Annotated in this window: 20 protein-coding genes and 2 pseudogenes; 15 read left to right on the top strand and 7 right to left on the bottom strand. The window is 71.9% G+C overall.

The features are described from left to right. The first annotated feature begins 413 nt into the window (after nucleotides 1–413). The 8 genes from GA0074692_RS35555 to GA0074692_RS33730 all read left to right on the top strand — a co-directional run bounded on the left by GA0074692_RS35555 (nucleotide 414) and on the right by GA0074692_RS33730 (nucleotide 7,531). The gene (locus GA0074692_RS35555; RefSeq protein WP_245730078.1) at nucleotides 414–1,931 is read left to right on the top strand and encodes a nitrate- and nitrite sensing domain-containing protein; all 1,518 of its coding nucleotides are present in this window, start codon (nucleotides 414–416) and stop codon (nucleotides 1,929–1,931) included. Between the two features lie 5 nt (nucleotides 1,932–1,936). Beyond that, nucleotides 1,937–2,962 (top strand): sensor histidine kinase, encoded by a 1,026-nt coding sequence (locus GA0074692_RS35560; protein ID WP_245730080.1) that lies wholly within the window; start codon nucleotides 1,937–1,939, stop codon nucleotides 2,960–2,962. Then, nucleotides 2,959–3,351 carry a roadblock/LC7 domain-containing protein gene (locus tag GA0074692_RS02610; RefSeq protein WP_091638937.1) on the top strand — a complete coding sequence of 131 codons (393 nt, stop codon included), beginning with the start codon at nucleotides 2,959–2,961 and terminating at the stop codon, nucleotides 3,349–3,351. Before GA0074692_RS35560 ends, GA0074692_RS02610 begins: the two co-directional genes overlap by 4 nt. Beyond that, nucleotides 3,348–4,328 carry a TAXI family TRAP transporter solute-binding subunit gene (locus GA0074692_RS02615; protein ID WP_091638940.1) on the top strand — a complete coding sequence of 327 codons (981 nt, stop codon included), beginning with the start codon at nucleotides 3,348–3,350 and terminating at the stop codon, nucleotides 4,326–4,328. Before GA0074692_RS02610 ends, GA0074692_RS02615 begins: the two co-directional genes overlap by 4 nt. 236 nt (nucleotides 4,329–4,564) lie before the next feature. Next, nucleotides 4,565–4,840 (top strand): DUF4265 domain-containing protein, encoded by a 276-nt coding sequence (locus GA0074692_RS36815; protein WP_218106526.1) that lies wholly within the window; start codon nucleotides 4,565–4,567, stop codon nucleotides 4,838–4,840. 1,008 nt (nucleotides 4,841–5,848) lie between these two features. After that, on the top strand, nucleotides 5,849–6,757 hold the full coding sequence (locus GA0074692_RS02635) for a hypothetical protein (RefSeq protein WP_141725113.1): 909 nt from the start codon (nucleotides 5,849–5,851) through the stop codon (nucleotides 6,755–6,757). A gap of 112 nt (nucleotides 6,758–6,869) precedes the next feature. Beyond that, nucleotides 6,870–7,187, top strand: a complete 318-nt coding sequence (locus tag GA0074692_RS02640; RefSeq protein ID WP_091638947.1) for a PadR family transcriptional regulator — start codon at nucleotides 6,870–6,872, stop codon at nucleotides 7,185–7,187. Further along, entirely contained in the window at nucleotides 7,184–7,531 is a 348-nt protein-coding gene (locus GA0074692_RS33730) for a hypothetical protein (RefSeq protein ID WP_141725114.1), read from the top strand. The genes GA0074692_RS02640 and GA0074692_RS33730 overlap by 4 nt, the downstream gene beginning before the upstream one ends. A 10-nt stretch (nucleotides 7,532–7,541) precedes the next feature. Here GA0074692_RS33730 and GA0074692_RS02645 read toward each other — a convergent pair whose 3' ends face one another. After that, a complete protein-coding gene (locus tag GA0074692_RS02645; protein ID WP_091638950.1) occupies nucleotides 7,542–8,003 on the bottom strand; it encodes a carboxypeptidase-like regulatory domain-containing protein in 462 nt (153 codons plus the stop codon). Nucleotides 8,004–8,221: 218 nt separating this feature from the next. Then, a complete protein-coding gene (locus tag GA0074692_RS02650) occupies nucleotides 8,222–9,157 on the bottom strand; it encodes a trypsin-like serine peptidase (RefSeq protein WP_245730083.1) in 936 nt (311 codons plus the stop codon). A 667-nt stretch (nucleotides 9,158–9,824) separates the two neighbouring features. Here GA0074692_RS02650 and rapZ point away from each other — a divergent pair. The 7 genes and pseudogenes from rapZ to secG all read left to right on the top strand — a co-directional run bounded on the left by rapZ (nucleotide 9,825) and on the right by secG (nucleotide 16,522). Continuing rightward, nucleotides 9,825–10,727 carry an RNase adapter RapZ gene (rapZ, locus tag GA0074692_RS02655; protein ID WP_091638952.1) on the top strand — a complete coding sequence of 301 codons (903 nt, stop codon included), beginning with the start codon at nucleotides 9,825–9,827 and terminating at the stop codon, nucleotides 10,725–10,727. Next, nucleotides 10,724–11,862, top strand: a pseudogene (locus GA0074692_RS02660) (gluconeogenesis factor YvcK family protein). Before rapZ ends, GA0074692_RS02660 begins: the two are co-directional and overlap by 4 nt. Nucleotides 11,863–11,916: 54 nt before the next feature. Next, nucleotides 11,917–12,897, top strand: a complete 981-nt coding sequence (whiA, locus tag GA0074692_RS02665; RefSeq protein WP_091638955.1) for a DNA-binding protein WhiA — start codon at nucleotides 11,917–11,919, stop codon at nucleotides 12,895–12,897. A 261-nt stretch (nucleotides 12,898–13,158) separates the two neighbouring features. Continuing rightward, nucleotides 13,159–14,163: a type I glyceraldehyde-3-phosphate dehydrogenase gene (gene gap, locus GA0074692_RS02670; protein ID WP_091638958.1), complete on the top strand. Its 1,005-nt coding sequence runs from the start codon at nucleotides 13,159–13,161 to the stop codon at nucleotides 14,161–14,163. Continuing rightward, nucleotides 14,160–15,383: a phosphoglycerate kinase gene (locus GA0074692_RS02675; RefSeq protein ID WP_091638960.1), complete on the top strand. Its 1,224-nt coding sequence runs from the start codon at nucleotides 14,160–14,162 to the stop codon at nucleotides 15,381–15,383. Before gap ends, GA0074692_RS02675 begins: the two co-directional genes overlap by 4 nt. Then, entirely contained in the window at nucleotides 15,383–16,174 is a 792-nt protein-coding gene (gene tpiA, locus GA0074692_RS02680; protein ID WP_091638962.1) for a triose-phosphate isomerase, read from the top strand. Before GA0074692_RS02675 ends, tpiA begins: the two co-directional genes overlap by 1 nt. A gap of 93 nt (nucleotides 16,175–16,267) precedes the next feature. Continuing rightward, nucleotides 16,268–16,522, top strand: coding sequence for a preprotein translocase subunit SecG (secG, locus tag GA0074692_RS02685; RefSeq protein WP_091638964.1), 255 nt, complete (start codon nucleotides 16,268–16,270; stop codon nucleotides 16,520–16,522). A gap of 227 nt (nucleotides 16,523–16,749) precedes the next feature. Here secG and pgl read toward each other — a convergent pair whose 3' ends face one another. The 5 genes and pseudogenes from pgl to tal all read right to left on the bottom strand — a co-directional run bounded on the left by pgl (nucleotide 16,750) and on the right by tal (nucleotide 23,219). Beyond that, on the bottom strand, nucleotides 16,750–17,520 hold the full coding sequence (pgl, locus tag GA0074692_RS02690) for a 6-phosphogluconolactonase (RefSeq protein ID WP_091638967.1): 771 nt from the start codon (nucleotides 17,518–17,520) through the stop codon (nucleotides 16,750–16,752). Between the two features lie 262 nt (nucleotides 17,521–17,782). Beyond that, nucleotides 17,783–18,799 (bottom strand): glucose-6-phosphate dehydrogenase assembly protein OpcA, encoded by a 1,017-nt coding sequence (locus GA0074692_RS02695; RefSeq protein ID WP_091638970.1) that lies wholly within the window; start codon nucleotides 18,797–18,799, stop codon nucleotides 17,783–17,785. A 100-nt stretch (nucleotides 18,800–18,899) separates the two neighbouring features. Next, nucleotides 18,900–20,449, bottom strand: a pseudogene (gene zwf / locus GA0074692_RS02700) (glucose-6-phosphate dehydrogenase). A gap of 2 nt (nucleotides 20,450–20,451) precedes the next feature. Continuing rightward, the gene (locus tag GA0074692_RS02705; RefSeq protein ID WP_091638973.1) at nucleotides 20,452–22,101 is read right to left on the bottom strand and encodes a glucose-6-phosphate isomerase; all 1,650 of its coding nucleotides are present in this window, start codon (nucleotides 22,099–22,101) and stop codon (nucleotides 20,452–20,454) included. Further along, nucleotides 22,098–23,219 carry a transaldolase gene (tal, locus tag GA0074692_RS02710; protein ID WP_091652439.1) on the bottom strand — a complete coding sequence of 374 codons (1,122 nt, stop codon included), beginning with the start codon at nucleotides 23,217–23,219 and terminating at the stop codon, nucleotides 22,098–22,100. Before tal ends, GA0074692_RS02705 begins: the two co-directional genes overlap by 4 nt. Nucleotides 23,220–23,222 lie beyond the last annotated feature (3 nt).

Here is a 23,222-nt window from a genome sequence, read left to right on the forward strand (position 1 = left end):
AACCCGCCGTTCCAGATTTCGCCCCGTTTCCCTTACGTCCCGTGCAGCGTAACAGAAAACACGCGAGGAAAATACGATCCGCTAATTATCATTCGGCTGAACGGTGGAGGGTCGTGCCGCCTTTTGGGCTGTTGTCAGCCACCTTCGGAGGCCCTGTGACCTGCACTTGGACGACCAGGAGCAATTGTTGGATCACGCTAAGGTAAAGGGCCCGCCGCCGTATTCCTCCGGTCGGTGAAGACGCGTATCGTGCCGGGTCGTGTCGTCATTCCGATCTTTCAGCGGTTGGTCACGGACCGCCACGGCGAAGGTCCGATCCGTTGGCCGGGGCACCCGCCTGGGCTCGGCCCACCTGACCGACACCGGGCCGACAACCAGGCCTGGCAGCTCACTCTGACCGTCCGGAGGCCCGCGTGCCCGCACCCCGCACCGCCCGCGTACGCAGGCACAACGGCTCGTCCGACCAGCCGAACCGGTTGTGGTCGGTCCGTACCCAGCTGCTCGCCCCAATCCTGATCGCGACCCTCGGCCTGCTCGGCCTCGGCACCCTGCAGACCAGCAGCGCCCTCTCCGCGTCGTCCGACGCCCAGCGGGCCCGGGTGCTGGCCGGCACGGCCACCGCGACCGTGCGTCTGGTGCACGAGTTGGAGCGGGAACTGGCCGAGACGGTCGCCCTGCGCGGACGCGGTGGGACCTCCGGGCGGCAACTGGTCGACGCCCAGCGCCAGCGCGGCGACACGGCGGTGCGGCGGTACCGTACGGCGGCCGAGGACGCCCGCGACGTCGCGCCCGGACTCGCCCGGGTGCTGGACGGCGCGAACGAGCAGCTCGAGCAGCTCGACGACGCCCGGTCGGTGGCGCTCGGCAACCGGCCCGCCGACACGCTCTACCTCAGCCTGGTTGACTCGCTGCTCGCCGTCGCCGACGCGCTGCCGGCGCAGCTGCGCAACACCGAACTGGCCAACGCGGCCCGGGAGGTGGCCTCGGTCGGCGCCCAGGAACACATCGCCGCCCTCGAACGCGACCTGCTCCGGGCCAGCTTCAACCGGGGCACGCTGACCAAGGCGGAGCTGGTCCGGGTCGCCCATCTCCGGGGCGCTCAGGAGCAGCGGCAGGCGGAGTTCTCCCGGATCGCCAGCCCCGAGGCATCGGCCACCTACGGCCGGCTGATGACCGGTTCGGACGTCTCCACCGCCCGCCGGATGCGCGACCAGGTGCTGAGCGCCGACTCCGAGGCTCTGCCTGCCGATGGTGACGCCTGGTTCGTCGCCCAGAGCAGCGTCATCCGCCGGTACAACCTGGTCGGGCGGAACCTCTCCGAACAGCTCGACGCGCGCGCCGCCGAACTGGCCACCGACGCGCGCACCAGCGCCCTGGTCACCGGGGCGGCCACCCTGACGCTGGCCCTGCTCGCCTTCCTGACGGCCAGCTTCCTCGCCGTACGCACCAGCCGCCGGCTCCGCGAACTGCGGGCCGCCGCGCTCATCATGGCCCGCCGTGAGCTGTCGGAACGGATCGACGCGATCGCCTCCGGCACCGACCAGGGCCCGAACGGCACCGCGCCGGGCTCCACCGGCCCCTCGGCGCTGGAACGCACCGCCGCCATCGCCCGGGGACGCGACGAGATCGCCCAGGTCGCCGAAGCGTTCGACACCGTCAACCAGGCCGCGCTGCACCTGGCCGGCGAGCAGGCGGAGCTGCGGGTCGACGTGACCCGGATGGCCGAGGCGCTGGCCCGCCGGATCCGTACCCTGATCACCCGTCAGCTCCGGCTGCTCGACGAGTTCGAGCGTGAGGAGACCGATCCGGACGCGCTGGCCCGGCTCTTCGCGCTCGACCACCTGGCCGCCCGGATGCGCCGCAACGGTGAGAACCTGCTGGTGCTGGCGGGGGCGAACCCGGCCGCTCCCAGGAGGGCGCCTACCTGCTGACCGACGTGGCGACCGCCGCCGCGTCGGAGATCGAGGAGTACACCCGGATCGAGGCCGACCTGCCCGCCGTCGGGATCGCCGGCAACGCGGTCGGCAACCTGGTGCACCTGCTCGCCGAGCTGCTGGAGAACGCCACCGCGTACTCGCCGCCGCACACCAACGTGAAGGTCGACGGTCGGCGTACGGTCGACGGCCTGGTCATCCGGGTGCACGACCAGGGCATCGGGATCAGCGACACCCGCCTTGCGGAGATCAACAAGCGGCTCAGCGCACCGGCCACTCTGTCCAGCGCGGCGGCCGGCAGCATGGGTCTGCACGTGGTCTCGCACCTCGCGGCCCGGCACCAGATCCGGGTCTCGCTGCACGCCACCGGTAGCGGCACGATGGCCAACGTCGAGCTGCCCGAGTCGATCCTCACACTGCCCCAGTACACCTTCCGGCAGGGCCCGCCGAGCATCGAGCGATCCCGCCCGACACCAGCGGTGACCAGCGCGCCGGCAATGACCAGCGCACCGACCTTGGCCAGTGCGCCGGCTACGACCAGCGCACCGACGGTGGCCAGTGCGTCGGCAACGACCAGCGCACCGACAGCCTGGTTCCAGGTTGGGCACACGGCGCCGGCCAGCCGGCAGAGCGCCGCCGCCGACTTCTCCGCCCAGCGGGCACCGACGATGACGCTGCCGGTCGTCGGCAGCCTCGGTCAGCCGGCCGGTCCGGATCGGCTGCCCTCGTCGGGTGGTGCGGGGCAACCGCCGTGGCCGCCCACCGGGCCTGGTCGGGAGCTGCCCACCCAGCCCGGTCGGGAATCGTCCGGCGGGTCTGGTCGGGAGCTGCCCCGGCGGGCCAAGGGGCAGTGGCTGATGGCCGAGCTACAGGCACCCCCGACGGCACCCCAGCCGGCATCGGCCGGGCAGGCCGCCGAGTTTCTCGATCCGGAGCAGGTACGAGCCCGTTTGTCCGCACTGGCCGAGGGCGTGGCCACAGCTATGCGGCGCAGCCAACCCTCAGATCCGACCAGGAGGCAGCAATGAGCCATCCCTACAGCGCCGGGCTCGACTGGCTTCTCGCCAGCTTCGCCGACCAGATCCCGGACGTGGCCCACGCGCTCGTGGTCTCCGGCGACGGCCTGCGGCTGGCGGCTTCACCGGGGCTGTCGATCGACCAGGTCGACCAGCTCGCGGCGGTGATCAGCGGACTGGCCAGCCTGACCACCGGCGCCGCCCGGTTCATGGCCGCCGGCCGGGTCCGCCAGCAGATCGTCGACATGGACGGCGGGGTGATGCTGGTGATGGCGGTGGGCAACCGGGCGCTGATCGGGGTGCTCGCGGCACCGGGCTGCGACCTCGGGCAGATCGGCTACGAGACGGCGATGCTGGTGCAGCGGGTGGCCGAGGCGCTCGAACCGGCGGCCCGGGCATGATCCGGCGGCGGGCCGTACTGGCCGCTCCGCTGCTGTTCGCCCTGGGCGTCAGCAGCGGGTGCGCCGCCGACCGGACGGCGGCGGATGACAGCGACGCCTGGCACGACGGGCGGATCTTCCTCGCCACTGGTAACACCACCGGCGTCTACTACCAGCTCGGCGGGGGCTACGCCGACATCATCAGCCGGCACCTGCCCGGATACGAGGCGCGGGCTGAACCGACCCGCGCGTCCGGAGACAACATCCCCCGGGTGATCAGCGGGGACATGGAGATCGGCTTCAGCTCGGCGGACACGGCGGCCGACGCCAGCGCCGGTCGGGGCGCCTTCCAGGACCGTCCCCAGCCGGTGCAGGCACTGGCCCGCATCTACAGCGACTACATCCAGATGGTCGTCCGGGTCGACGCGGACATCGAGACCATGGAGGATCTGAGCGGCAAGACCGTCTCCACCGGCTCGCCCAGCTCGGGTACCGACGTGATCTCCACCCGGCTCCTCACCGCGGCCGGTCTCGACCCGGAGCGCGGCATCCAGCGGGAGCGGTTGTCGCTGCCGGACACCGTCCGGCGGATGCGGGCCGGCACCGTGGACGCCTTCTTCTTCTCCGGCGGGTTGCCCACCCCGGGCATCGCCGACCTGATCAGCAGCGGGGCGGGGGAGTACGCCTTCCTGCCGATCGCCAGTCTGGCCGAATCGCTCACGAGAGCCCACGGGCCGGTCTACACCAGCGGGGTACTACCCAAGGGCGCCTATGGCACCCCTCGGGACGTACCGACCATCACCGTGCCCAACCTGCTGCTGGTCAGCCCGGAGATGCCGGAGAAGCTGGCGTACGACCTGACCCGGCTGCTCTTCGCCCACCAGACCGAGCTGGCGACCGTGCATCCGGAGGGACGCAACTTCGACCGGCAGAACGCCGCGAACACCGACCCGCTCCCGCTGCACCCCGGCGCGGCCCGCTTCTACCGCGGCGGCTGACGCACGGCGGTCCACCACTTGGCGGAACGGTCACCGCCGGCCGCGCCGGACAGGTCACGTGGTCGGGGTGGCGGCTCCGGTTCGGCGTACGATCCGCGCAGCTCACCGAGGCGGTCCCGGCGCAGGTAGGACAGACTGGCGTGGATCCAGGCCCCGTCGTTGTCGCCCTCTGCCCCCAACGCGCCGATCGATTGTCAGCCACCACTGCACCTCTCTGTCGCCGACGAGCGGTTGGAGTGGTCCGCTACTGCACGATCCGGATCATCCCGTTCCCGGATGGCGCGTTGGGCGGGTCGCGGCAGCGAGTCCTTGACGCGTTCGCGCCGCTCGGGGTCACGGGCGAAGGAGTGCAGCAGTTCGGCATGGTGTCTCTTGAAGTGCCACCTGACGCTGACCTCGCGGCCGTGAAACGGCTGCTGTGTGAGGGCAGCCGCGATGGCTGGTGGGAGTACGAGGAAGGCTGCATCGGCGATGCCTGGTCGGCGGCGGATCCCGATCAAACGTCCAAGTAGGAGCGCCTCGGCAGCGCCTGATCGACTCCATATCGCCGAAACGGCGGTATCCACCGTTTCGGAAAGCGCCACATCGCCGAAACGGAGTCGGTTGGGGCGGACCGGCGGCAGCTCCCACGGTTGCAGGGTGCCGTCGACCAGTTCGGCCAGGAACTGGACGGCTCCGCCCATGTAGTGCCACCAGCCAAGGTTGCGGGATGCGACGGTGACCGGCCATTCATCAGGTCCGGGACCGGTTGTGGTCCACAGAAAGATGTCACCCTGGTTCGATTGGGCCCAGGGAAGGAGGCCACCCGGAGCGGGGTAGGGGCGCAGGCCGATTGACATGTCCGCCTCCCACCAGTCCTGGACGATCTCGAGGTCGCTACGGATGCCGCGCAGCCTGTGATGCTCCGCGCCCGGCTCTGGAAGGCCGATAACCAGGAAGTCGCCCAGGGTGAAGGTGGAGTACAGCGCGGCGAGCAGCTTGTAGTCAGCCGGTAGGCGTGTGCCCAGTCCTTTATCCAGCAGCGGCCAATCCAGGGCGGCGGGCTCGGGGCGGCGGTGCTTGACGAGGCCGGGGATCGCCCGTTCCAGCGCCTACACTGCCGCGACTGGGTCCGTGATCCGGTGCTGTGGTGCCTGAGTGCGCGCGGGAACCTCGTTCTCTGCCACCACATCCACCTCGCCGTCGTCACGCAGACCAGACACACCCGCCGAGCCTGGCCCGGCTCGCGTGCTGGATGTATGCCGCGCCGACCGATGTCGCTATGGGTCCACCAGCCTGCACCTGACCGGCAACACGCCTTGCGGGTGGCGCTACATCCCGGAGACAGGCCGTCCTCCGTTGCCGAGCTGCGCGAGCAGCGCCAGCGAGCGTTCGTGGCACCGGAACCGCCCATGGCAACGACCACCTGAGTTGCCAAACACGAGGATTGTCCAGCCGGACCGGTCGCCCCACCTCCCGAGGCCGCGCTGCGAGGGAGTGGCCGTCCTCAGGCTGGCCCGCAGATGGGGTTAGATAGCCGGATGGCGATCCGGATCGACATGGAAGCGTTGCGGAGCGAGGCCGGCCCGGCGGTCTGCGCGGAAGCCGACGCCCTGCTCGCCGCTGGGCAGCCCGAGGTGGTCCTTTCAGCTGATGGGGGAGCGTCAGGAGTCGTCCGGGCCGATGGGCAACCGCCGTGCGAGGCCTGGGCGGGCGTCACGGCGGACGGGTTCACCACCGAATGCGACTGCCCGGCCGTCGGGGAGTGGTGTGCGCACGTCGTGGCGCTTGTCGCGGCGGCACTGCGGGACGGGTTCGAATGGTCGTCGACCGCCGCATCGTCATCGGCGGTCGGTCAGGAGACGAAGGTCGCCCGGCTGATGGAGATCGTCGGGGAGCTGCCCGCCCAGCGGGTGGCCCTGCTGCTCGCCGAGCATGCGGCCACCGATCGCGTGTTGGAGACCCGGCTGCTCACGTACGCCGGAAAGCTCGGACCGCTGACGGACGCCGAGCTGGCGGATGCGCGCCGCATGATTGCCGACCTCGCCAGCCAGGCGACCAGCGGTGACCGTTGGGACCTGCACGACGTGGAGAAGGCCGGCCGCGCGATTGTCGAAGAGGTGCAGGTGCTGGTTCAGCGGCCGGCGACCGAGGGCCTGTTGGAGGTGGTCGAGCAGGCGGCTCGGGCGTGGGACAGCATCGCGGTCCATCTGTGGGACGCCTGGGAGACGTACGAGGAGGAGCCCGCCGAGATCGGCGGCGCGCTGCGGGATGCACACGTTCACCTGTGCGAGCAGCTCCAACCCGACCCCGACGAGTTGGCCGCACGACTTGCCGAAATCATCAAGGCAGCCGAGGTCGATTCGTGTCTGGACGAGCCGCACGACTACCTGCCGGTACTCGGCCGCCAACGTGTCAAGGCGCTACAGCAGATCCACCGGGCGGGGTAGCCACTCGTTGATCGTCGCGGCGTGCACGGTGGCTCCGTAGCGGGCGGCGAAGCCACCAAGGTGCTGGCAGCGGGCACTGGACGCGCTTAAACTACATAGGTAGTCTGGGGGTATGGAGCCGCTCGGACGCATAGGGAAAGCGACCGTCGATGTGCTGGCCGTGCTGACCGGCAGTGATCAGCCCCGCTGGGGGTTGGAGATCATCAAACTCACCGGCCGGCCGTCGGGGAGCGTCTATCCGCTGTTGGACCGCCTTGAGCGGGCCGGCTGGGTTACGTCCCACTGGGACGACGACAGCGGCCGGCGTGGACCACGACGGCGGCTGTACCAGCTGACGGCAGACGGGGTGATAGAGGCACGCCGCGTCTGCGCTCGCGCCGCGATGAAGCCAGCCTCGTGGCGGCCTGTGTCACCGCAGGTGACCCAGTGAGATCGGTCCGGCTGCGGGCGGCACTCGCGGTGGCGCGCTGCGCCGCGCGCATGCTGCCCGACCCCCGACAGCGGGCCCGCTATCTCGAACAGTGGCAAGCCGACGTGCACGGCGCAGCCGAGCTTGGCCTGCCTGCGCTGCGGCTCGCGTTGGGCACAGCAGGTGCCGCAGCGCGCATCATCGCAACTTCACCGAAAGGGTCCACCATGATGTTGCCAGTCGGACCTCTCGCTCTCGGTATGCGCATCGTCGGCGGCGCCCGTGGTCGTCGACGCGCCGCCGTCCTCGCCATCCTGCTCACCCTTACCCTGCTCGGCGGCGTCACTCTGCTGATCGCCGGCTGAGGCACGCTGGTCAGCGGACGGTGATGTCGATGGTCCGTTCCGCGCCGGCGCGGACGTCGACGGCCGAGGCGGTGATCGGGGCGCTGCCGTCCGCCGGTGCCACGCTGACCTCGTACCGCCCGGGGGCGAGCTGCCAGCGGAAGTAGCCGTCGTCGTCGGTGGTCACCACCAGTTCGGGCACCGGCACCGGGGGAGTGTCGAGCGAGCGTACCCGGACCGCCGCGCCGACGACCGCCGCACCGGACGGGGTGCGCACCCGTCCGCTCACCACGCCCCGGTTCCCGGGGAGGTCGTCGTCGAGGTCGGGTGACGGGTCGTCGTCCGGCTCGTTGGGCCGGTCGCTCACCGGCTGGTTGGGGCTTCCGGTGGCGGGCGCGGGCGTGCCGGTGGGACCGGTGTCCCCCTGACAGCCGGTGAGAAGCGCGCCGAGGACGACCAACGACAGGCCGAGCGGACCGAGGTGTTTTCGCATCGCGGTTTCCGTCTCCTTTCCTGGCCGGTTTCCCGATCACTGGACGCCGTTCATCCGATCGGGCGAGAAAATCGAGATGAGCATCGGACCGGTCATGCTGTTGGTCACTTCTACCACGAATTCCGGTAACCGGTGCCGGAACGCGGAATCGGGTGTGGGCATGCGCGTGGTCAACGGAACGGGCGGCACCCGATCGGGTGCCGCCCGCGACCTCACCGTCAGGGCAGGGAGGTCCAGTACTGCATGTTGTTGTAGGTGGCCTGGGTGATCCGCTTACCCGAGTTGGGGTTGCCGCCATAGCCGTGGAAGGCCATGCTGCAATCGCCGCAGCCGGAGCGGTTGTAGTGGACCGGTCCACCACTGTTGCCGCCGACGGTGTCGTTGCGGTAGTACACCTTCTCGGTGGTGGAGTTGACCACGGTCGCCTGGACGCCGTTGTCGTTGTCGCCGCACCACTGCTCGAGCGGCTTGTCGCCGGGGTAGCCGCAGGCCCGGGTGGGTAGGCCGTTCAGGCTGGCCGACTGCCAGAAGTACCCGAACCAGCCGACGGTGTCGCCCATCCGGCAGTTCAGCTTGATGGTGCCGTAGTCGAACTCGTGGTTGGCGTTGGTGGTCCAGCCGGTCACCGAGTGCAGGCTCTTGGCCGTGCAGGAGCCGTACGGGGCGCCGCTGGAGCCGTTGTATCCGGGGTAGACGACGACGTTGGTGGACCAGGCGCCGCCGGTGCCGCCGCTGTGTACGCAGTGGCCGGCGGTGCCGACCACGTCCGGCCCGTAGAACCAGCCGGTGCACCGGCCGCCGGAGAAGGTGACCAGCGCGACCGCCCGGTACGGGAAGCCGGTGGTCGGGTTGATCCGGTACCGCTCGTCCGGCGCGATGATCGAGTTGGTGCCCGGCGCGCCCTGGTCGACCGCGCGGTCGCGGGAACGGGTCGGTGTGCCGGTGCCGGCGAAGCTCGGCGAACTGGTGGCCTTGGCCGCGGCGGCGGGGCCGGGCGCGGGGACGCTGACGCTGGCGGTGGGTGTCTCCGGGCTGACCCGGCTGGCGGTGGGCTCGGCCGACGCCGGGACGCCGCCGGTGGCGAGCAGGGCCGCCGCCGTGACGGTCGCCAGGGCGAACAGGCGCCCCCGGCGACGGACGGACAATTGCATCATGATTTCTCCTCAGGGGAGAGGGATACCGGCAGGCGTTACCTTAGCGAGATTAATTGCGAATGGGCATGCCTCGATTTGACTCTTTCGAATATCCGCAGAAACCTGGCTTCGGTCGGGGGTGTGTGGTATCGCTCGCGCGCCGGATTTCGGGAATTGAAATGAGGTGACGTACGGGGGTTGCCCGATTGGGTCCGGGAACGGGCGGCAAGTCCGGCAACGTAATTGGCGGGGCATAGGCACGTTTGCCATCCGTGCCATTCCCACGAATGGAATCCTAATGATGTTGCCCGCCGGTTCGGTAAATGTTACATCGCGCCGATGATCGGCGCACCTACCGTCATGCCGAAACAGGTCGGACGGCCCGGGCGCGGCGAGCGCGGCCCGGAGATTCGGGCCCGAAGGAGGGATCGGGCGCGGCAAGTGCGGCCGGAGACTCGGGCCGGAAGTAGGGCCGGGCGCGGCGAGCGCGGCCGGTGGCCTGGGCCCGAAGGAACGGCCCGGGGCGGCGTGGCACGCCGGCCGCGCCGGTGAGCGGGCTCGGGGCCGGCCGTCCCGGCGCGGGATAGAGTCGCTCCCTGACGTTCGCGGTCGGTGGTGGCCGCAGGGCCACGCCCGGGGGGTAATTCAGGTGAACGAGGCGCTGACAGGCCAGACTCCGGTGACACGCGTGGAGGCGTACGCAGAGGCGCCCGCGGAGCCGTACGACGAGGCCGAGACGAGCCTGGTCGTGGTCACCGGGCTCTCCGGCGGCGGCCGGAGCACGGTGGCCCGGGCGCTGGAGAACGTCGGTTACTACGTGGTCGACAACCTGCCCCAGGCGCTCATGCTCGACATGGCCGAGCTGGCCTCCAAGGCCGGCGGCGCGGCCCGGCGTACCGCGATGGTGCTGGACGTGCGCTCGCGGGCCTTCTCCACCGACCTGGCCGGCGCCATCCGGGAGCTGAAGGAACGGGCCTTCTCCCCACGGGTGGTCTTCGTCGACGCCGACGACGAGGTGCTCATCCGGCGGTTCGAGAGCGTCCGCCGCTCCCACCCGTTGCAGGGCGACGGCCGGCTGGCCGACGGCATCGCGGTCGAACGTGACCTGCTGGAGGAGGCCCGGGACCAGGCCGACGTGATCATCGACACCAGCCACCTGAACGTCAACCAGCTCCGGCGGCGCATCGAGGAGCTCTTCGGCGAGGAGGACGCCCGGCGGCTGCGGGTCACCGTGCTCTCCTTCGGGTTCAAGTACGGCCTGCCGCCGGACGCCGACTTCGTGCTCGACGCCCGGTTCCTGCCCAACCCGTTCTGGGTTCCTGACCTGCGCGAGCAGACCGGCCGGGACGAGCCGGTCAGCGAGTACGTGCTCGGCCAGGAGGGCGCCGAGGCGTTCGTGTCGGCCTACGCCGACCTGGTCAACGCCACCACCGCCGGCTTCGAGCGGGAGGGCAAGCGGTACCTCACCGTGGCGGTCGGCTGCACCGGGGGCAAGCACCGCAGCGTGGCGATCACCGAGGAACTGGCCTCGCGGCTGCGCCGGTCCGGACTCGCCGCCAACGCGCAACACCGGGACCTGGGGCGCGAATGACGGTGACGAAGGTGGTGGCCTTCGGCGGCGGGCACGGCCTGTCCGCGTCGCTGCGCGCGTTGCGCCGGTGTGCCCCCGAACTCGACCTCGACATCACCGCCGTGGTCACTGTGGGTGACGACGGGGGTCCAGTGGCCGGCTCCGTGCCGCCCGGGGCGGACTGCCCCCGGGGGACCTGCGCCAGGCGCTGGTGGCGCTGGCCGGCGACCACCCGGCCACCCGGCGCAGCGCGACGCTGTTCCAGCACCGCTTCGCCCGTACCGGCGCTGGTGCCCGTGCCGGCGAAAACCAGGCCGTGCCCGCGTCGGCCCACGCCAACGGAAGCCCGGCGGTCCCCACGCCGACCCCGGTCGCGGCGGAGCGGGCCCGGAGCCTGCCGGCGGCGATCCCGGCCGTTGCCGCCGCGACGACGGGGAACGGCGACCGGTCGGCCGGGGGCTGCGTCGACGGCCTGGACGGGCACGCGGTCGGCAACCTGGTGCTGTTCGGCCTGATGGAACTGCTCGGCGACCCGGTGGTCGCGCTGGAACACGCCGGCACCATGCTCGGCACGGTCGGCCGGGTGCTGCCGATGTCCTGCGAGCCGGTCGGCATCGAGGCGCGGGTGCGCGGCGCGGACCCGGCCCGCCCGGACGAGGTGCGTACGGTGCGTGGGCAGCACCAGGTGGCGGTTACCACCGGCCGGGTGGAGGCGTTGCGGCTCACCCCGGCCGCCCCGGTCGCCTGCCCGCAGGCGGTGGCGGCGACCCGGGACGCCGACTGGCTGATCTTCGGGCCGGGGAGCTGGTACACCAGCGTCCTGCCGCACCTGCTGGTACCCGGCCTGGCCGACGCGATCGTCGCCAGCCCGGCCCGGCGGCTGGTCACCCTGAACCTCTCCGCGGAGAAGGAGACCCTCGGGCTCTCCGCCGCCGGCCACCTCGCCGCGCTGCACCGCTACCTCCCGGAACTCACGGTCGACTGCGTGCTCGCCGACGACCGGGTGGTGAACGAACCCGAGCCGCTGGCCCGTGCGGCAGAATCGCTGGGTGCCCGTCTCGTGCTCGCCCCGATCGCCGTCGCCGACGGCAGTCCCCGGCACGACCCGGCCGCCCTGGGCGCCGCCCTGGTGCCTGTCCTGGGCGCCGCTCGTTAAGCACCTACGTAATCACCGGCGGCACGCCGGAACCGGTCCGTGAGGGGACGCACAATGGCGATGACGGCTGCGGTCAAGGACGAGCTGAGTCGGGTCGACGTGCCCAAGCCGTGCTGCCGGCGGGCGGAGATGACCGCCCTGCTGCGGTTCGCCGGTGGGCTGCACATCGTCTCCGGCCGGGTGGTGGTCGAGGCGGAGTTGGACACCGGAGCGGTGGCCCGGCGGCTGCGCCGCGAGGTCGCCGAGGTCTACGGCTACCCCAGCGAGATCCACGTGCTCGCCTCCGGTGGCCTGCGCAAGGGCAGCCACTTCATCGTCCGGGTGGTCAAGGACGGCGAGTCGCTGGCCCGGCAGACCGGGCTGCTGGACGTCCGGGGCCGCCCGGTGCGTGGTCTGCCCCCGCACGTGGTCGCCGCGAACGTCTGCTGCGCGGTGTCGGCCTGGCGGGGCGCGTTCATGGCACACGGCTCGCTGACCGAGCCGGGCCGGTCCAGCGCCCTGGAGATCACCTGCCCCGGGCCGGAGTCGGCGCTCGCCCTGGTGGGCGCGGCCCGCCGGATCGGCATCACCGCCAAGAACCGCGAGGTGCGCGGCGTGGACCGGGTGGTGGTCAAGGACGGCGACGCGATCGCCGCGCTGCTCACCCGGGTCGGCGCCCACTCCAGCGTGCTGGCCTGGGAGGAACGCCGGGTGCGGCGCGAGGTCCGGGCCACCGCGAACCGGCTGGCGAACTTCGACGACGCCAACCTGCGCCGCTCGGCGCGGGCCGCGGTGGCCGCCGCCGCCCGGGTCACCCGGGCGCTGGAGATCCTCGCCGAGGACGCCCCGCACCACCTCACCTCGGCCGGTCGGCTGCGCCTGGAGCACCGGCAGGCGTCCCTGGAGGAACTCGGCGCCCTCGCCGACCCGCCGCTGACCAAGGACGCCATCGCCGGCCGGATCCGCCGGCTGCTCGCGCTGGCCGACAAGCGCGCCCGTGACCTCGGCATCCCCGATACCGAAGCGGCAGTCACGCCGGACATGCTCGTGGTCTGATAGGACGGTGGGACGAGGCGGCTCGTGGGTTCACGCCCCCACGCAGCGAGCCGCCGTGCGCTCGGATAGGGTCGCAGCGTACGGCAAGGGAGCCGACAATCGGCTTCCCCCGCCGTACCCACCGCCTCGGCGGTCTGGTCCGTCGGACCGCGGCGGGGTGGCCGAGATGAACTGTCAACGGCCGGCTCCACTGGTCGGCGCACATCAACTCGCCGGCCGCCGTGCGGCGCCGGCAGACCAGAACGCGAGGAGATGGGACCTGTGACCATCCGGGTTGGCATCAACGGCTTCGGCCGCATCGGCCGCAACTTCTTCCGGGCAGTGCTGGCGTCCGGAGCGGACGTCGAGGTCGTCGCCGTGAACGACCTGACCGACAACGCCACGCTCGCCCACCTGCTGAAGTACGACAGCATCCTCGGCCGGCTGCCGCACGAGGTCAAGGCCACCGCCGACGAGATCACCGTCGGTGGCAAGACCATCAAGGCGTACGCCGAGCGCGACCCGAGCGCGCTGCCCTGGGGCGACCTGGGCGTGGACGTGGTCATCGAGTCCACCGGCTTCTTCACCGACGCCACCAAGGCCAAGGCGCACGTAGACGGTGGGGCCAAGAAGGTCATCATCTCCGCGCCGGCCAAGAACGAGGACGTCACCGTCGTCATGGGCGTCAACCACGGCGACTACGACCCGGCCAAGCACACCATCATCTCGAACGCCTCCTGCACCACCAACTGCCTGGCCCCGATGGCGAAGGTCCTGCACGACACCTTCGGCATCGAGAAGGGTCTGATGACCACGATCCACGCGTACACCCAGGACCAGAACCTCCAGGACGCGCCGCACAGCGACCTGCGTCGGGCCCGCGCCGCCGCGCTGAACATCGTCCCGACCTCCACCGGCGCCGCCAAGGCGATCGGCCTGGTCCTGCCCGACCTCAAGGGCAAGCTGGACGGCTACGCGCTGCGGGTGCCGATCCCGACCGGCTCCACCACCGACCTGACCGTCACGGTCGGCCGGGAGACCAGCGTCGACGAGGTCAACGCCGCCATCAAGGCCGCCGCCGAGGGCCCGCTCAAGGGCGTCCTGGTCTACAACGAGGACCCGATCGTGTCGGCCGACATCGTCACCGACCCGGCGTCCTGCATCTTCGACGCGCCGCTGACCAAGGTCATCGGCAACCAGGTCAAGGTCGTCGGCTGGTACGACAACGAGTGGGGCTACTCCAACCGCCTGGTCGACCTGGTCAAGCTGGTCGGTTCGTCGCTGTGAGCATCCGTACCCTCGACGACCTGCTCGCCGAGGGGGTTTCGGGTCGGCGCGTGCTGGTGCGCGCCGACCTGAACGTGCCCCTCGACAAGCAGACCGGCGCCATCACGGATGACGGTCGGATCCGGGCGGTGCTGCCGACGCTCGGCGCGCTGGTGCAGGCCGGCGCGAAGGTGGTCGTCTGCTCGCACCTGGGCCGCCCGAAGGGCGCGCCGGACCCGCAGTTCAGCCTCCGCCCGGTCGCCGGGCGGCTCGGCGAGCTGCTCGGCGCGCCGGTGCACTTCGCCACCGACACCGTCGGCGACTCGGCCCGTTCCACCGTGGAAGGGCTGGCCGACGGCCAGGCCGCGTTGCTGGAGAACCTCCGCTTCAACAAGGGGGAGACCAGCAAGGACGACGCCGAGCGGGGCGCCTTCGCCGACCAGCTCGCCGCGTTCGCCGAGGCGTACGTGGACGACGCGTTCGGCGCGGTGCACCGCAAGCACGCCAGCGTGTACGACGTCCCGGCCCGACTGCCGCACGTGGCCGGTCGGCTCGTGCTGCGCGAGGTCGAGGTGCTCGGCAAGCTGACCGGCGAGCCGGAGCGCCCGTACGTGGTGGTCCTCGGCGGTTCCAAGGTCTCCGACAAGCTCGCGGTGATCGAGGCGCTGCTGCCGAAGGTCGACCGGCTGCTCATCGGCGGCGGCATGTGCTTCACCTTCCTCAAGGCCCAGGGCCACGAGGTGGGCACCTCGCTGCTCGAGGAGGAGATGGTCGAGACCTGCGGCAACCTGCTGGCGCGGTCCGAGGGCAAGATCATGCTCCCGGTCGACGTGGTGGTCGCCGACGCCTTCGCGCCGGACGCCGCGCACGACGTGGTACGCGCCGACGGGATTCCCAGCCACCGGCTCGGGCTCGACATCGGCCCGGAGACGGTCGCCGGGTTCTCCGCCGCCCTCAAGGACGCCGCGGGCGGCGGGCCGGGCGGCGCGCGGACGATCTTCTGGAACGGCCCGATGGGCGTGTTCGAGATGCCGGCGTTCGCCCACGGCACCCGGGGCGTCGCCGAGGCGATCGCCAAGGCCGACGCGTTCACCGTGGTCGGTGGCGGTGACTCGGCCGCCGCCGTTCGGGCACTCGGGCTCGACGAGTCGTCGTTCGGGCACATCTCCACCGGCGGGGGCGCCTCGCTGGAATACCTCGAGGGCAAGACCCTCCCCGGCATCGCGGCGCTGGAGGACTGATGGCGGCGGTCACCCGCCGGCCCCTGATGGCCGGCAACTGGAAGATGAACCTGAACCACTTCGAGGCCAACCTCCTGCTCCAGAAGCTGGCGGCCAGCCTCAACGAGAAGCAGCTCACCGACGTCGAGTGCGTCGTGCTGCCGCCCTACACCGACCTGCGCACCGTGCAGACCGCGGTGGACGGCGACAAGCTGCTCATCGGCTACGGCGCGCAGGACCTCTCCCCGCACCAGTCGGGGGCGTACACCGGGGAGATCTCCGGGCCGATGCTGGCCAAGCTCGGCTGCACGTACGTGGTGGTCGGGCACTCGGAGCGGCGCGCGTACCACCACGAGGACGACGCGCTGCTCAACGCCAAGGTGAAGGCGGCGTTGGCGAACGACCTGACCCCGATCCTCTGCGTGGGCGAGGGACTGGACGTCCGGGACGAGCAGCGGCACGTGGCGCACTGCCAGGACCAGCTCACCGCCGGCCTCAAGAAGATCACCGCCGAGCAGGTCACCAAGGTCGTCATCGCGTACGAGCCGGTCTGGGCGATCGGCACCGGCAAGACCGCGACCCCGGAGGACGCCCAGGAGGTGTGCGGGGCGGTGCGTGAGCGCCTGGCCGAGCTGTACGACCAGGCAACCGCGGACCAGGTCCGGATCCTCTACGGCGGGTCGGTGAAGGCGGCGAACGTGGCCGCCATCATGGCCCAGCCGGACGTGGACGGCGCGCTCGTCGGCGGGGCCAGCCTCGACGCCGAGGAATTCGTGCAGATCTGCCGCTTCCCGGAGCACATCACCCGCTGAACGCTCGCTATCCTTGACTCCGCCCGTCCGTCGGTCGGTGCCGCACGCCCGACACGCGGGGCGAGGATCGCAACGAGAGGACTGACCCCAGCCATGCCGATCTGGTTCGCCTACACGTTGATCGCGCTACTGACGATCACGAGCATCCTGCTCACCCTGCTGATCCTGCTGCACCGCGGCAAGGGCGGCGGGATGTCGAGCATGTTCGGCGGTGGGGTCAGCTCGAGCCTCGCCGGCTCGTCGGTGGCCGAGAAGAACCTCGACCGCTACACCGTCCTGGTGGGCATCGTCTGGTTCGCCTGCATCATCGGTCTCGGACTCTGGCTCAAGCTGGCCGTGCCCGCCTGAGGCAGCTCCTCCCGACGTAGGCAAACTGCGCGCGGTCCGTACCACGGGCCGCGCGCAGTGCTTTTCCCCGGCGGTGCGCGCCCGGCCCCGCGCACGGTGCTGTTCCCCGACGGTGCGCGCCGGCCCCGCGCACGGTGCTTTTCCCCGGCGGTGCGTGCCCGGCCCCGCGCATGGTGCTTTTCCCCGACGGTGCGCCGGCCCGGTCGCCGGGGCGCGGCGACCACCCGTCAGCGCAGGCTGCGGAAGCGCGGGGGCACGTCGGCCGCCGCGGCCCGGTCGAGCAGCCAGAGGGTACGGCTGACGCCCGCCACCCCGGCGGCCGGCAACTGCACCGGACCGGCGCCGTCCAGCGCCATGTGGACCGCCGCCGCCTTGTCCGACCCGCTGGCGACCAGCCACACCTCCTCGGCGGTGTTGATCGCCGGCAGGGTCAGGGTGGTCCGCACCGGCGGCGGCTTCGGGCTGCCCCGGACCGCGCTGACCGGACGGCTCTCGTAGTGCACCCGGTGTTCCGGGAAGACCGATGCCACGTGGCCGTCCTCACCCACCCCGAGTAGCAGCACGTCGAAGTGGGGCAGGGTGGCGTGCCCGGGGCGGGCCGCGGCGGCGAGTTCCTCCGCGTACCGGGCGGCCGCCGCCTCCGGGTCCACCCCGTCCGGACCGTCGGAGGCCGGCATCGGGTGGATCCGGGCCGGGTCGAGGGGGAGCAGGTCGAGCAGCGCCGCCCGCGCCTGGGTCTCGTTACGCTCCGGGTCTCCGGCGGGGAGGAAGCGTTCGTCGCCCCACCAGACGTCCACCCGGGACCAGTCCACCGCGTCGTGGGCCGGCAGGGCCGCCACCGCCCGGTACACGGCGGCGGCGATCCGCCCGCCGGTGAGCACCACCGACGCCTGCCCCCGGTCGGCCTGGGCGTCGAGCAGCTTCACCACCAACCGGGCCGCGACCGCCTGGGCCAGCAGGTCGGCGTCGGCGTGTACGGCGACACTCGCCTCACTCATCAGATCCTTCTCGTCGTCGACCGACGGGCGTCCCGCCCGGCGGTACCTGGTCGTCGCCCGGACGGCCCGCCCGCGTACGTGTGTTTCCCGGACGGCCCGCCCGCGTACGTGTCTTGTCCGGCGGTCCGCCCGCGTACATATGCTCCCCCGGCGGTCCGCCCGCGTGCGTGTGCTCCCCGGTCCGGTCCGCCCGGGTACATGTGCTCCCCGGTCCGGTCCGCCCGGCACCGGACCTCGGCGCAGGGCGGACCGGACCAGGCGGTCAGGACGGCGTGTTCGTCGAGGCGTGCGCGGTGACGCCCGCCTCGGCACGCCGGGCGGTCGCCGGGTCCTTCCAGACGTGCACCCGCTGGGCGGGCCGGTCGTCCAGGCCGGAGATCCCCGCCGTCGCCCCGAGGGCCTCGGCGTAGATCTGGTCGGCGTCCAGCCGGCGCAGCTCCTCGGCCAGTTCGTCGCCGAGCGGCCGGCGGACCAGCGGCAGGTTCCGGTCCGCCTGGCCGGTACGCCGGAACGTCGCCGTGCTGTCCTCCCGGGTCAGGGTCAGCTCGTCGCCGTTGGCGCAGCGCAACCGCACCTCGCGCATCCGGGGCAGGCCGTCGACGTGCTCCCGGTGCGGCTCGATGCCGAGCCGGCTGCCCAGCCAGCCGCACATCAGCGCCGCCGTCGGGTCGGTCGGCGGAGCCACCACGGTCGCCTCGGTGACCTGGTCCTGGGTGGTGTCGAAGGCCCCCGCGACCAGGGTGCGCCACGGGGTGATCCGGGTCCAGGCCAGGTCGGTGTCGCCCGGGGCGTAGTCCCGGGCCCGCTGCCGCAGCGCCTCGATCGGGTCGGCGGCCTGGGCGGCGTCGGTGATCCGCCGGTCCGCGACCACCCCGAGGAAGTCGGTGGCGATCTCCTCCGGCGGCTCGGCGTGCCACCAGGTCACCACCGGCACGTCCGGCACCAGCAGCGGCATCACCACCGACTCGGCGTGCAGCGCGAGCCGGCCGTACATCCGGGTGACCACCGCCTCGCACGGTCCCAGCCGGCCGCCCACGACGATCTCCGCGTCCAGCCGGTTGCGGTCCCGTTCCACGTCCGAGCGGACCACGACGAGCAGCCGGCACGGGTGGGCGGCGGCGGCGATGGTGGCCGCCGCCTCCGCCTCCCGGACCCGCTTCTCGTCCACCACCACGATCAGCGTGAGCGCCATCCCGCTGGCCACCCCGCCCGCACTGCGCCGCTCGGCGGCGAGCGCCTTGACCACCTCGCTACCGGTGGTGTCCCACAGCCCGATCAAGAGAGCCTCCTGGTTCGCTCGCTCTGCTCGCTGACGCCGGCGCCTCGCGTCGCTCGGCACCGGCGTGGCACAGCGCCGATGGTTCGCTCGCTCTGCTCGCTCACGCGCGCCGCCAGGTCCGGCCCTCGCGGGCCAGCAACTCGTCGGCTGCCCGGGGACCCCACTCGCCGGCCCGGTACGGCTCCGGCTTCGTGTTCTGCCAGGCCCGTTCCAGCGGGTCGACCACCTGCCAGCTCTGCTCCACCTCGGCGGCGTCCGGGAAGAGGGTCCGGTCGCCGATCAGCACGTCCAGCACCAGCCGCTCGTACGCCTCCGGGCTGGCCTCGGTGAACGCCTCGCCGTACTGGAAGTCCATGGCGATGTCCCGGACCTCCATGGTGGTGCCCGGCACCTTGGAGCCGAACTTCAGCACCACGCCCTCGTCCGGCTGCACCCGGATGACGAGCTGGTTGTTGCCGAGCATCTCGATGTCGGCGTCGTTGAACGGCAGGTGCGGGGCCCGCTTGAACATGATGGCGACCTCGGTCACCCGGCGGGGGAGCCGCTTGCCGGCGCGGATGTAGAACGGCACCTCCGCCCAGCGGCGGTTCTGGATGCCGAGCCGCACGGCGACGTACGTCTCGGTGGTGGAGTCCGCCGGGACGCCCTCCTCGTCCAGGTAGCCCACCGCCCGCTGGCCGCCCACCCAGCCGGGCAGGTACTGGCCCCGCACGGTGCCCCGGTCGATGTCCTTCGGCAGGGTGATCGCCCGGAGCACCTTCAGCTTCTCGGTCCGGATCTCGTCGGCGTCGAAGCTGGTCGGCTCCTCCATCGCCACCAGGGCCAGCAGTTGCAGCAGGTGGTTCTGCACCACGTCGCGGGCCGCCCCGGCCGAGTCGTAGAACCCGGCCCGGGAGCCGATGCCGACGTCCTCGGCCATGGTGATCTGCACCGAGTCGACGTAGTGCGAGTTCCACAGCGGCTCGAACAGGTTGTTCGCGAACCGCAGGGCGAGGATGTTCTGGACGGTCTCCTTGCCCAGGTAGTGGTCGATGCGGAACACGTCCTGGCTGGTGAACACGTCGTCGACCAGGTCGTTGAGTTCCTTCGCCGAGGGCAGGTCGTGCCCGAACGGCTTCTCCACCACCACCCGCCGCCATCCGCCGGACCGGGCGTTGTCGGCCATGCCGGTGCGGGCGAGCTGCTTGAGCACCACGGGAAACGCCGCCGGGGGGATGGAGAAGTAGAAGGCGGCGTTGCCGGTGATGCCGTGGGTGTCGCGCAGCTCGTCGAGGGTGGCGGCGAGGTGGTCGAACGCGGCGTCGTCGTCGAACGACCCGCCGACGAACTTGATGTTGCCGGCCAGCCGCGCCCACACCTCCTCCCGCCACGGGGTCCGGGCGTGCTTCTTGGCCGCCTCGTAGGCCAGCGACTCGAAGTCGCCGTCACCCCAGTCCCGGCGGGCAAAGCCGAGGACCACGAAACCCGGGGGAGCAGGCCCCGGTTGGCCAGGTCGTACACCGCGGGCAGCAGTTTCTTGCGGGCCAGGTCGCCGGTGACGCCGAAGATCACCAGAGCGCAGGGCTCCGGGATCCTCGGCAGCCGCCGGTCCTGCGGGTCGCGTAGCGGGTTCACGCCGCCTCCTCGCTCCGCCGGATCGGTTCCGGTCATCGTCATGCCCGCAGGCGCCGGGCCGCGTCGAGCAACTGGGCCACGCCCGCCGCCCGATCGGTCAGGTGCAGGCGCAGCAGCGGACGCTCCCGGCCGGCCAGGGCCTCCCGGTCACCCGCGGCCTGCGCCGCCTGGAGCCCGCCGAACGTGTACGGCTTCCCGGGCACCGGCAGGTCCTCGGTGACCGCGCCGGTGACCTGGAGGAAGCTGCCGACCTGCGGCCCACCCTTGTGGTACTGGCCGGTGGAGTGCAGGAACCGGGGCCCCCAGCCAAAGGTGACCGGGCGTCCGGACGCCCCGGCCAGCAGCGCCCGCAGTCCGGCCGCGTCGGCGTCGGCGAACCGGTCCAGGTACGCCATGACCGCCAGGTAGCCGCCGTCGGCGATCCCGTCGAGTAGCCAGCGCAGCACGCCGACCAGCTCGCCCGGGACGCCCGCCGGGGCGTACACCTCGATCGAGCCCTCGGTGAACGACGGCGACTCGGTGACCGGCCCGGCGGCCAGGATCCGGTTGGTGTTCTCTTTGCTCTCGGTCACGTTCGGCTGGTTGAACGGGTCGATGCCGAGCACCGCCCCGGCCATCGCCGTGGCGTACTCCCAGGTCAGGAAGTGCGCCCCGAGCGGTCCGTTGACCGCGACCTGCGCCTGCGTCCCGCCACCGGGGACGGCCCCGGCGGGCAGCGACCCGCCGTAGCTGACGGTCAGCACGTCGTCCCCGGTCGCGCCGGGGCTGTCCGGCGACTCCACCACCACGGGCAGGATGCCGACGCCGGACTTGCCGGTCGACTCGGCGATGAGCTGCTCGGCCCAGTCGCCCAGGCCCTCGATGCCGGTGCCGTCGTCGACCAGGGCGACCTTGTCCCGGCCCAGGGTGGCGGCGGCGCCGAGCGCGGCGCCGAGCGCCAGGCCCGGGTTGTCGGTGTCCCGGCCGAAGCTCTCCGCGAGCGCCTCGGCCTCGTCGACCAGCTCGGCGACCTCGACCCCGGCCAGCGCGGACGGCACCAGCCCGAACGCGGTCAGCGCGGCGAACCGGCCGCCCACCTCCGGGTCGGCGAGCACCACGTGGGCGCCCATCTCGGTGGCGGTGGCCTCCAGCGGGGAGCCCGGGTCGGTGACGATCACGAAGTGCCGCCCGGCCTCGGCCTCGGTCATCCCCGCGTCGAGGAACGCCTGCCAGTACGCCCGCCGGTGGCTGTCGGTCTCGACGGTGGAGCCGGACTTGCTGGCCACCACGACCACCGTCCGCTCCAGCCGGTCGGCCAGCGCCGCCCGGACCTGCCCCGGGTCGGTGGTGTCCAGCACGGTCAGCGGCCGGCCCAGGGTCCGGGCGATCACCTCGGGGGCCAGCGAGGAGCCGCCCATGCCGGCGAGCACCACGTGGTCCAGGTCGCCCAGTTCGGTGGTCAGCTCGGCGAGCTGCGGGAGCAGCTCCCGGCTGCGCCGGTGGGTGTCCACCCAGCCGAGCCGGATCTTCGCCTCCTGCTCGGCCTCCGGACCCCAGATGGTCGGGTCCTTCTCCGCCAGCATTCCGGGCACGCCGGAGCGCACCAGCGCGTCCCGGGTGGAGGTGGCGCCGGCCGCGTCGACCGCCGCCGCGCCGTACACGGCCAGCCCGGCGGCGGTCTCCGCCGGGCCGTCCAGCAGGTCACTCACGCCTTGCCTCCCCGCCGCGCCGCCTCCAGCGAGGTCCGGACCCCGTCGAGCAGTTCCTGCCAGCTCGCCTCGAACTTCTCCACGCCCTCCCGTTCCAGGGTGACGATCACGTCGGCCATGTCCACGCCGGCCGACTCCAGGTCGGCGAAGAGCTGCCGGGCCTCGTCGTACCCGCCGGTGACCGTGTCGCTTTGGGTCTCGCCGTGGTCGGCGTAGGCGTGGATCACCGACTCCGGCATGGTGTTGACCGTGCCGGGAGCGATCAGCTCCTCGACGTAGATCACGTCCCGGTAGTCCGGGTTCTTGGTCGAGGTGGACGCCCAGAGCGGGCGCTGCGGGTGCGCCCCGGCGTCGGCGAGGGCCCGCCAGCGGTCGGAGGAGAAGACCTCCGAGTACCGCTCGTACGCCAGCCGGGCGTTGGCCACGGCCGCCTTGCCGCGCAGCGCCTTCGCCTCGGCGGAGCCGGCCTTCTCCAGCCGCTTGTCGATCTCGCTGTCCACCCGGGAGACGAAGAACGAGGCGACCGAGCCGATCGTCGACAGGTCGTGCCCGTTCGCCTTCGCCTGCTCCAGGCCGGCGAGGAACGCCTCCATCACCTGCGAGTAGCGGTCCAGCCCGAAGATCAGCGTGACGTTGACGCTGATCCCCTCGGCGAGGGTTGCGGTGATCGCGGGCAGCCCGGCCTCGGTCGCCGGGATCTTGATGAACAGGTTCGGCCGGTCGACCAGCCACCAGAGGGCCTTCGCCTCGGCGACGGTCTTCGCCGACTCGTGGGCCAGGCGCGGGTCCACCTCGATGGAGACCCGGCCGTCCACGCCGGCGCTGCCCTCGTACGACGGGCGCATCACGTCGCACGCCCACCGCACGTCGTACGTGGTGAGCATCCGGACGGCCTCCTCGACCTCCACCCCCCGGGTGGCGAGGTCGCGCACCTGCCAGTCGTACTCGTCGGCGTCCTTGAGAGCCTTGGCGAAGATGGTCGGGTTGGTGGTCACCCCGGCCACGTGCTGCTCCCGCCGGAGCTTGTCCAGACCGCCGGAGCTGAGCCGGGTCCGGGAGAGATCGTCCAACCAGACCGCCACGCCCGCGGCGGTCAGTTCCTTCAACCTGTCAGTCATGCC

This window comes from Micromonospora pallida (assembly GCF_900090325.1).
Lineage (GTDB): Bacteria > Actinomycetota > Actinomycetes > Mycobacteriales > Micromonosporaceae > Micromonospora > Micromonospora pallida.

Bases quoted from the DNA above. Each gene is read 5' to 3' on its own strand.
- secG (WP_091638964.1), top strand. From the start codon at position 16,268: ATGCCGATCTGGTTCGCCTACACGTTGATCGCGCTACTGACGATCACG.
- GA0074692_RS02635 (WP_141725113.1), top strand. From the start codon at position 5,849: ATGGCGATCCGGATCGACATGGAAGCGTTGCGGAGCGAGGCCGGCCCG.
- GA0074692_RS02645 (WP_091638950.1), bottom strand. From the start codon at position 8,003: ATGCGAAAACACCTCGGTCCGCTCGGCCTGTCGTTGGTCGTCCTCGGC.
- pgl (WP_091638967.1), bottom strand. From the start codon at position 17,520: ATGAGTGAGGCGAGTGTCGCCGTACACGCCGACGCCGACCTGCTGGCC.
- tpiA (WP_091638962.1), top strand. From the start codon at position 15,383: ATGGCGGCGGTCACCCGCCGGCCCCTGATGGCCGGCAACTGGAAGATG.
- whiA (WP_091638955.1), top strand. From the start codon at position 11,917: ATGGCGATGACGGCTGCGGTCAAGGACGAGCTGAGTCGGGTCGACGTG.
- tal (WP_091652439.1), bottom strand. From the start codon at position 23,219: ATGACTGACAGGTTGAAGGAACTGACCGCCGCGGGCGTGGCGGTCTGG.
- GA0074692_RS02640 (WP_091638947.1), top strand. From the start codon at position 6,870: ATGGAGCCGCTCGGACGCATAGGGAAAGCGACCGTCGATGTGCTGGCC.
- GA0074692_RS02615 (WP_091638940.1), top strand. From the start codon at position 3,348: ATGATCCGGCGGCGGGCCGTACTGGCCGCTCCGCTGCTGTTCGCCCTG.
- GA0074692_RS02610 (WP_091638937.1), top strand. From the start codon at position 2,959: ATGAGCCATCCCTACAGCGCCGGGCTCGACTGGCTTCTCGCCAGCTTC.
- GA0074692_RS02650 (WP_245730083.1), bottom strand. From the start codon at position 9,157: ATGATGCAATTGTCCGTCCGTCGCCGGGGGCGCCTGTTCGCCCTGGCG.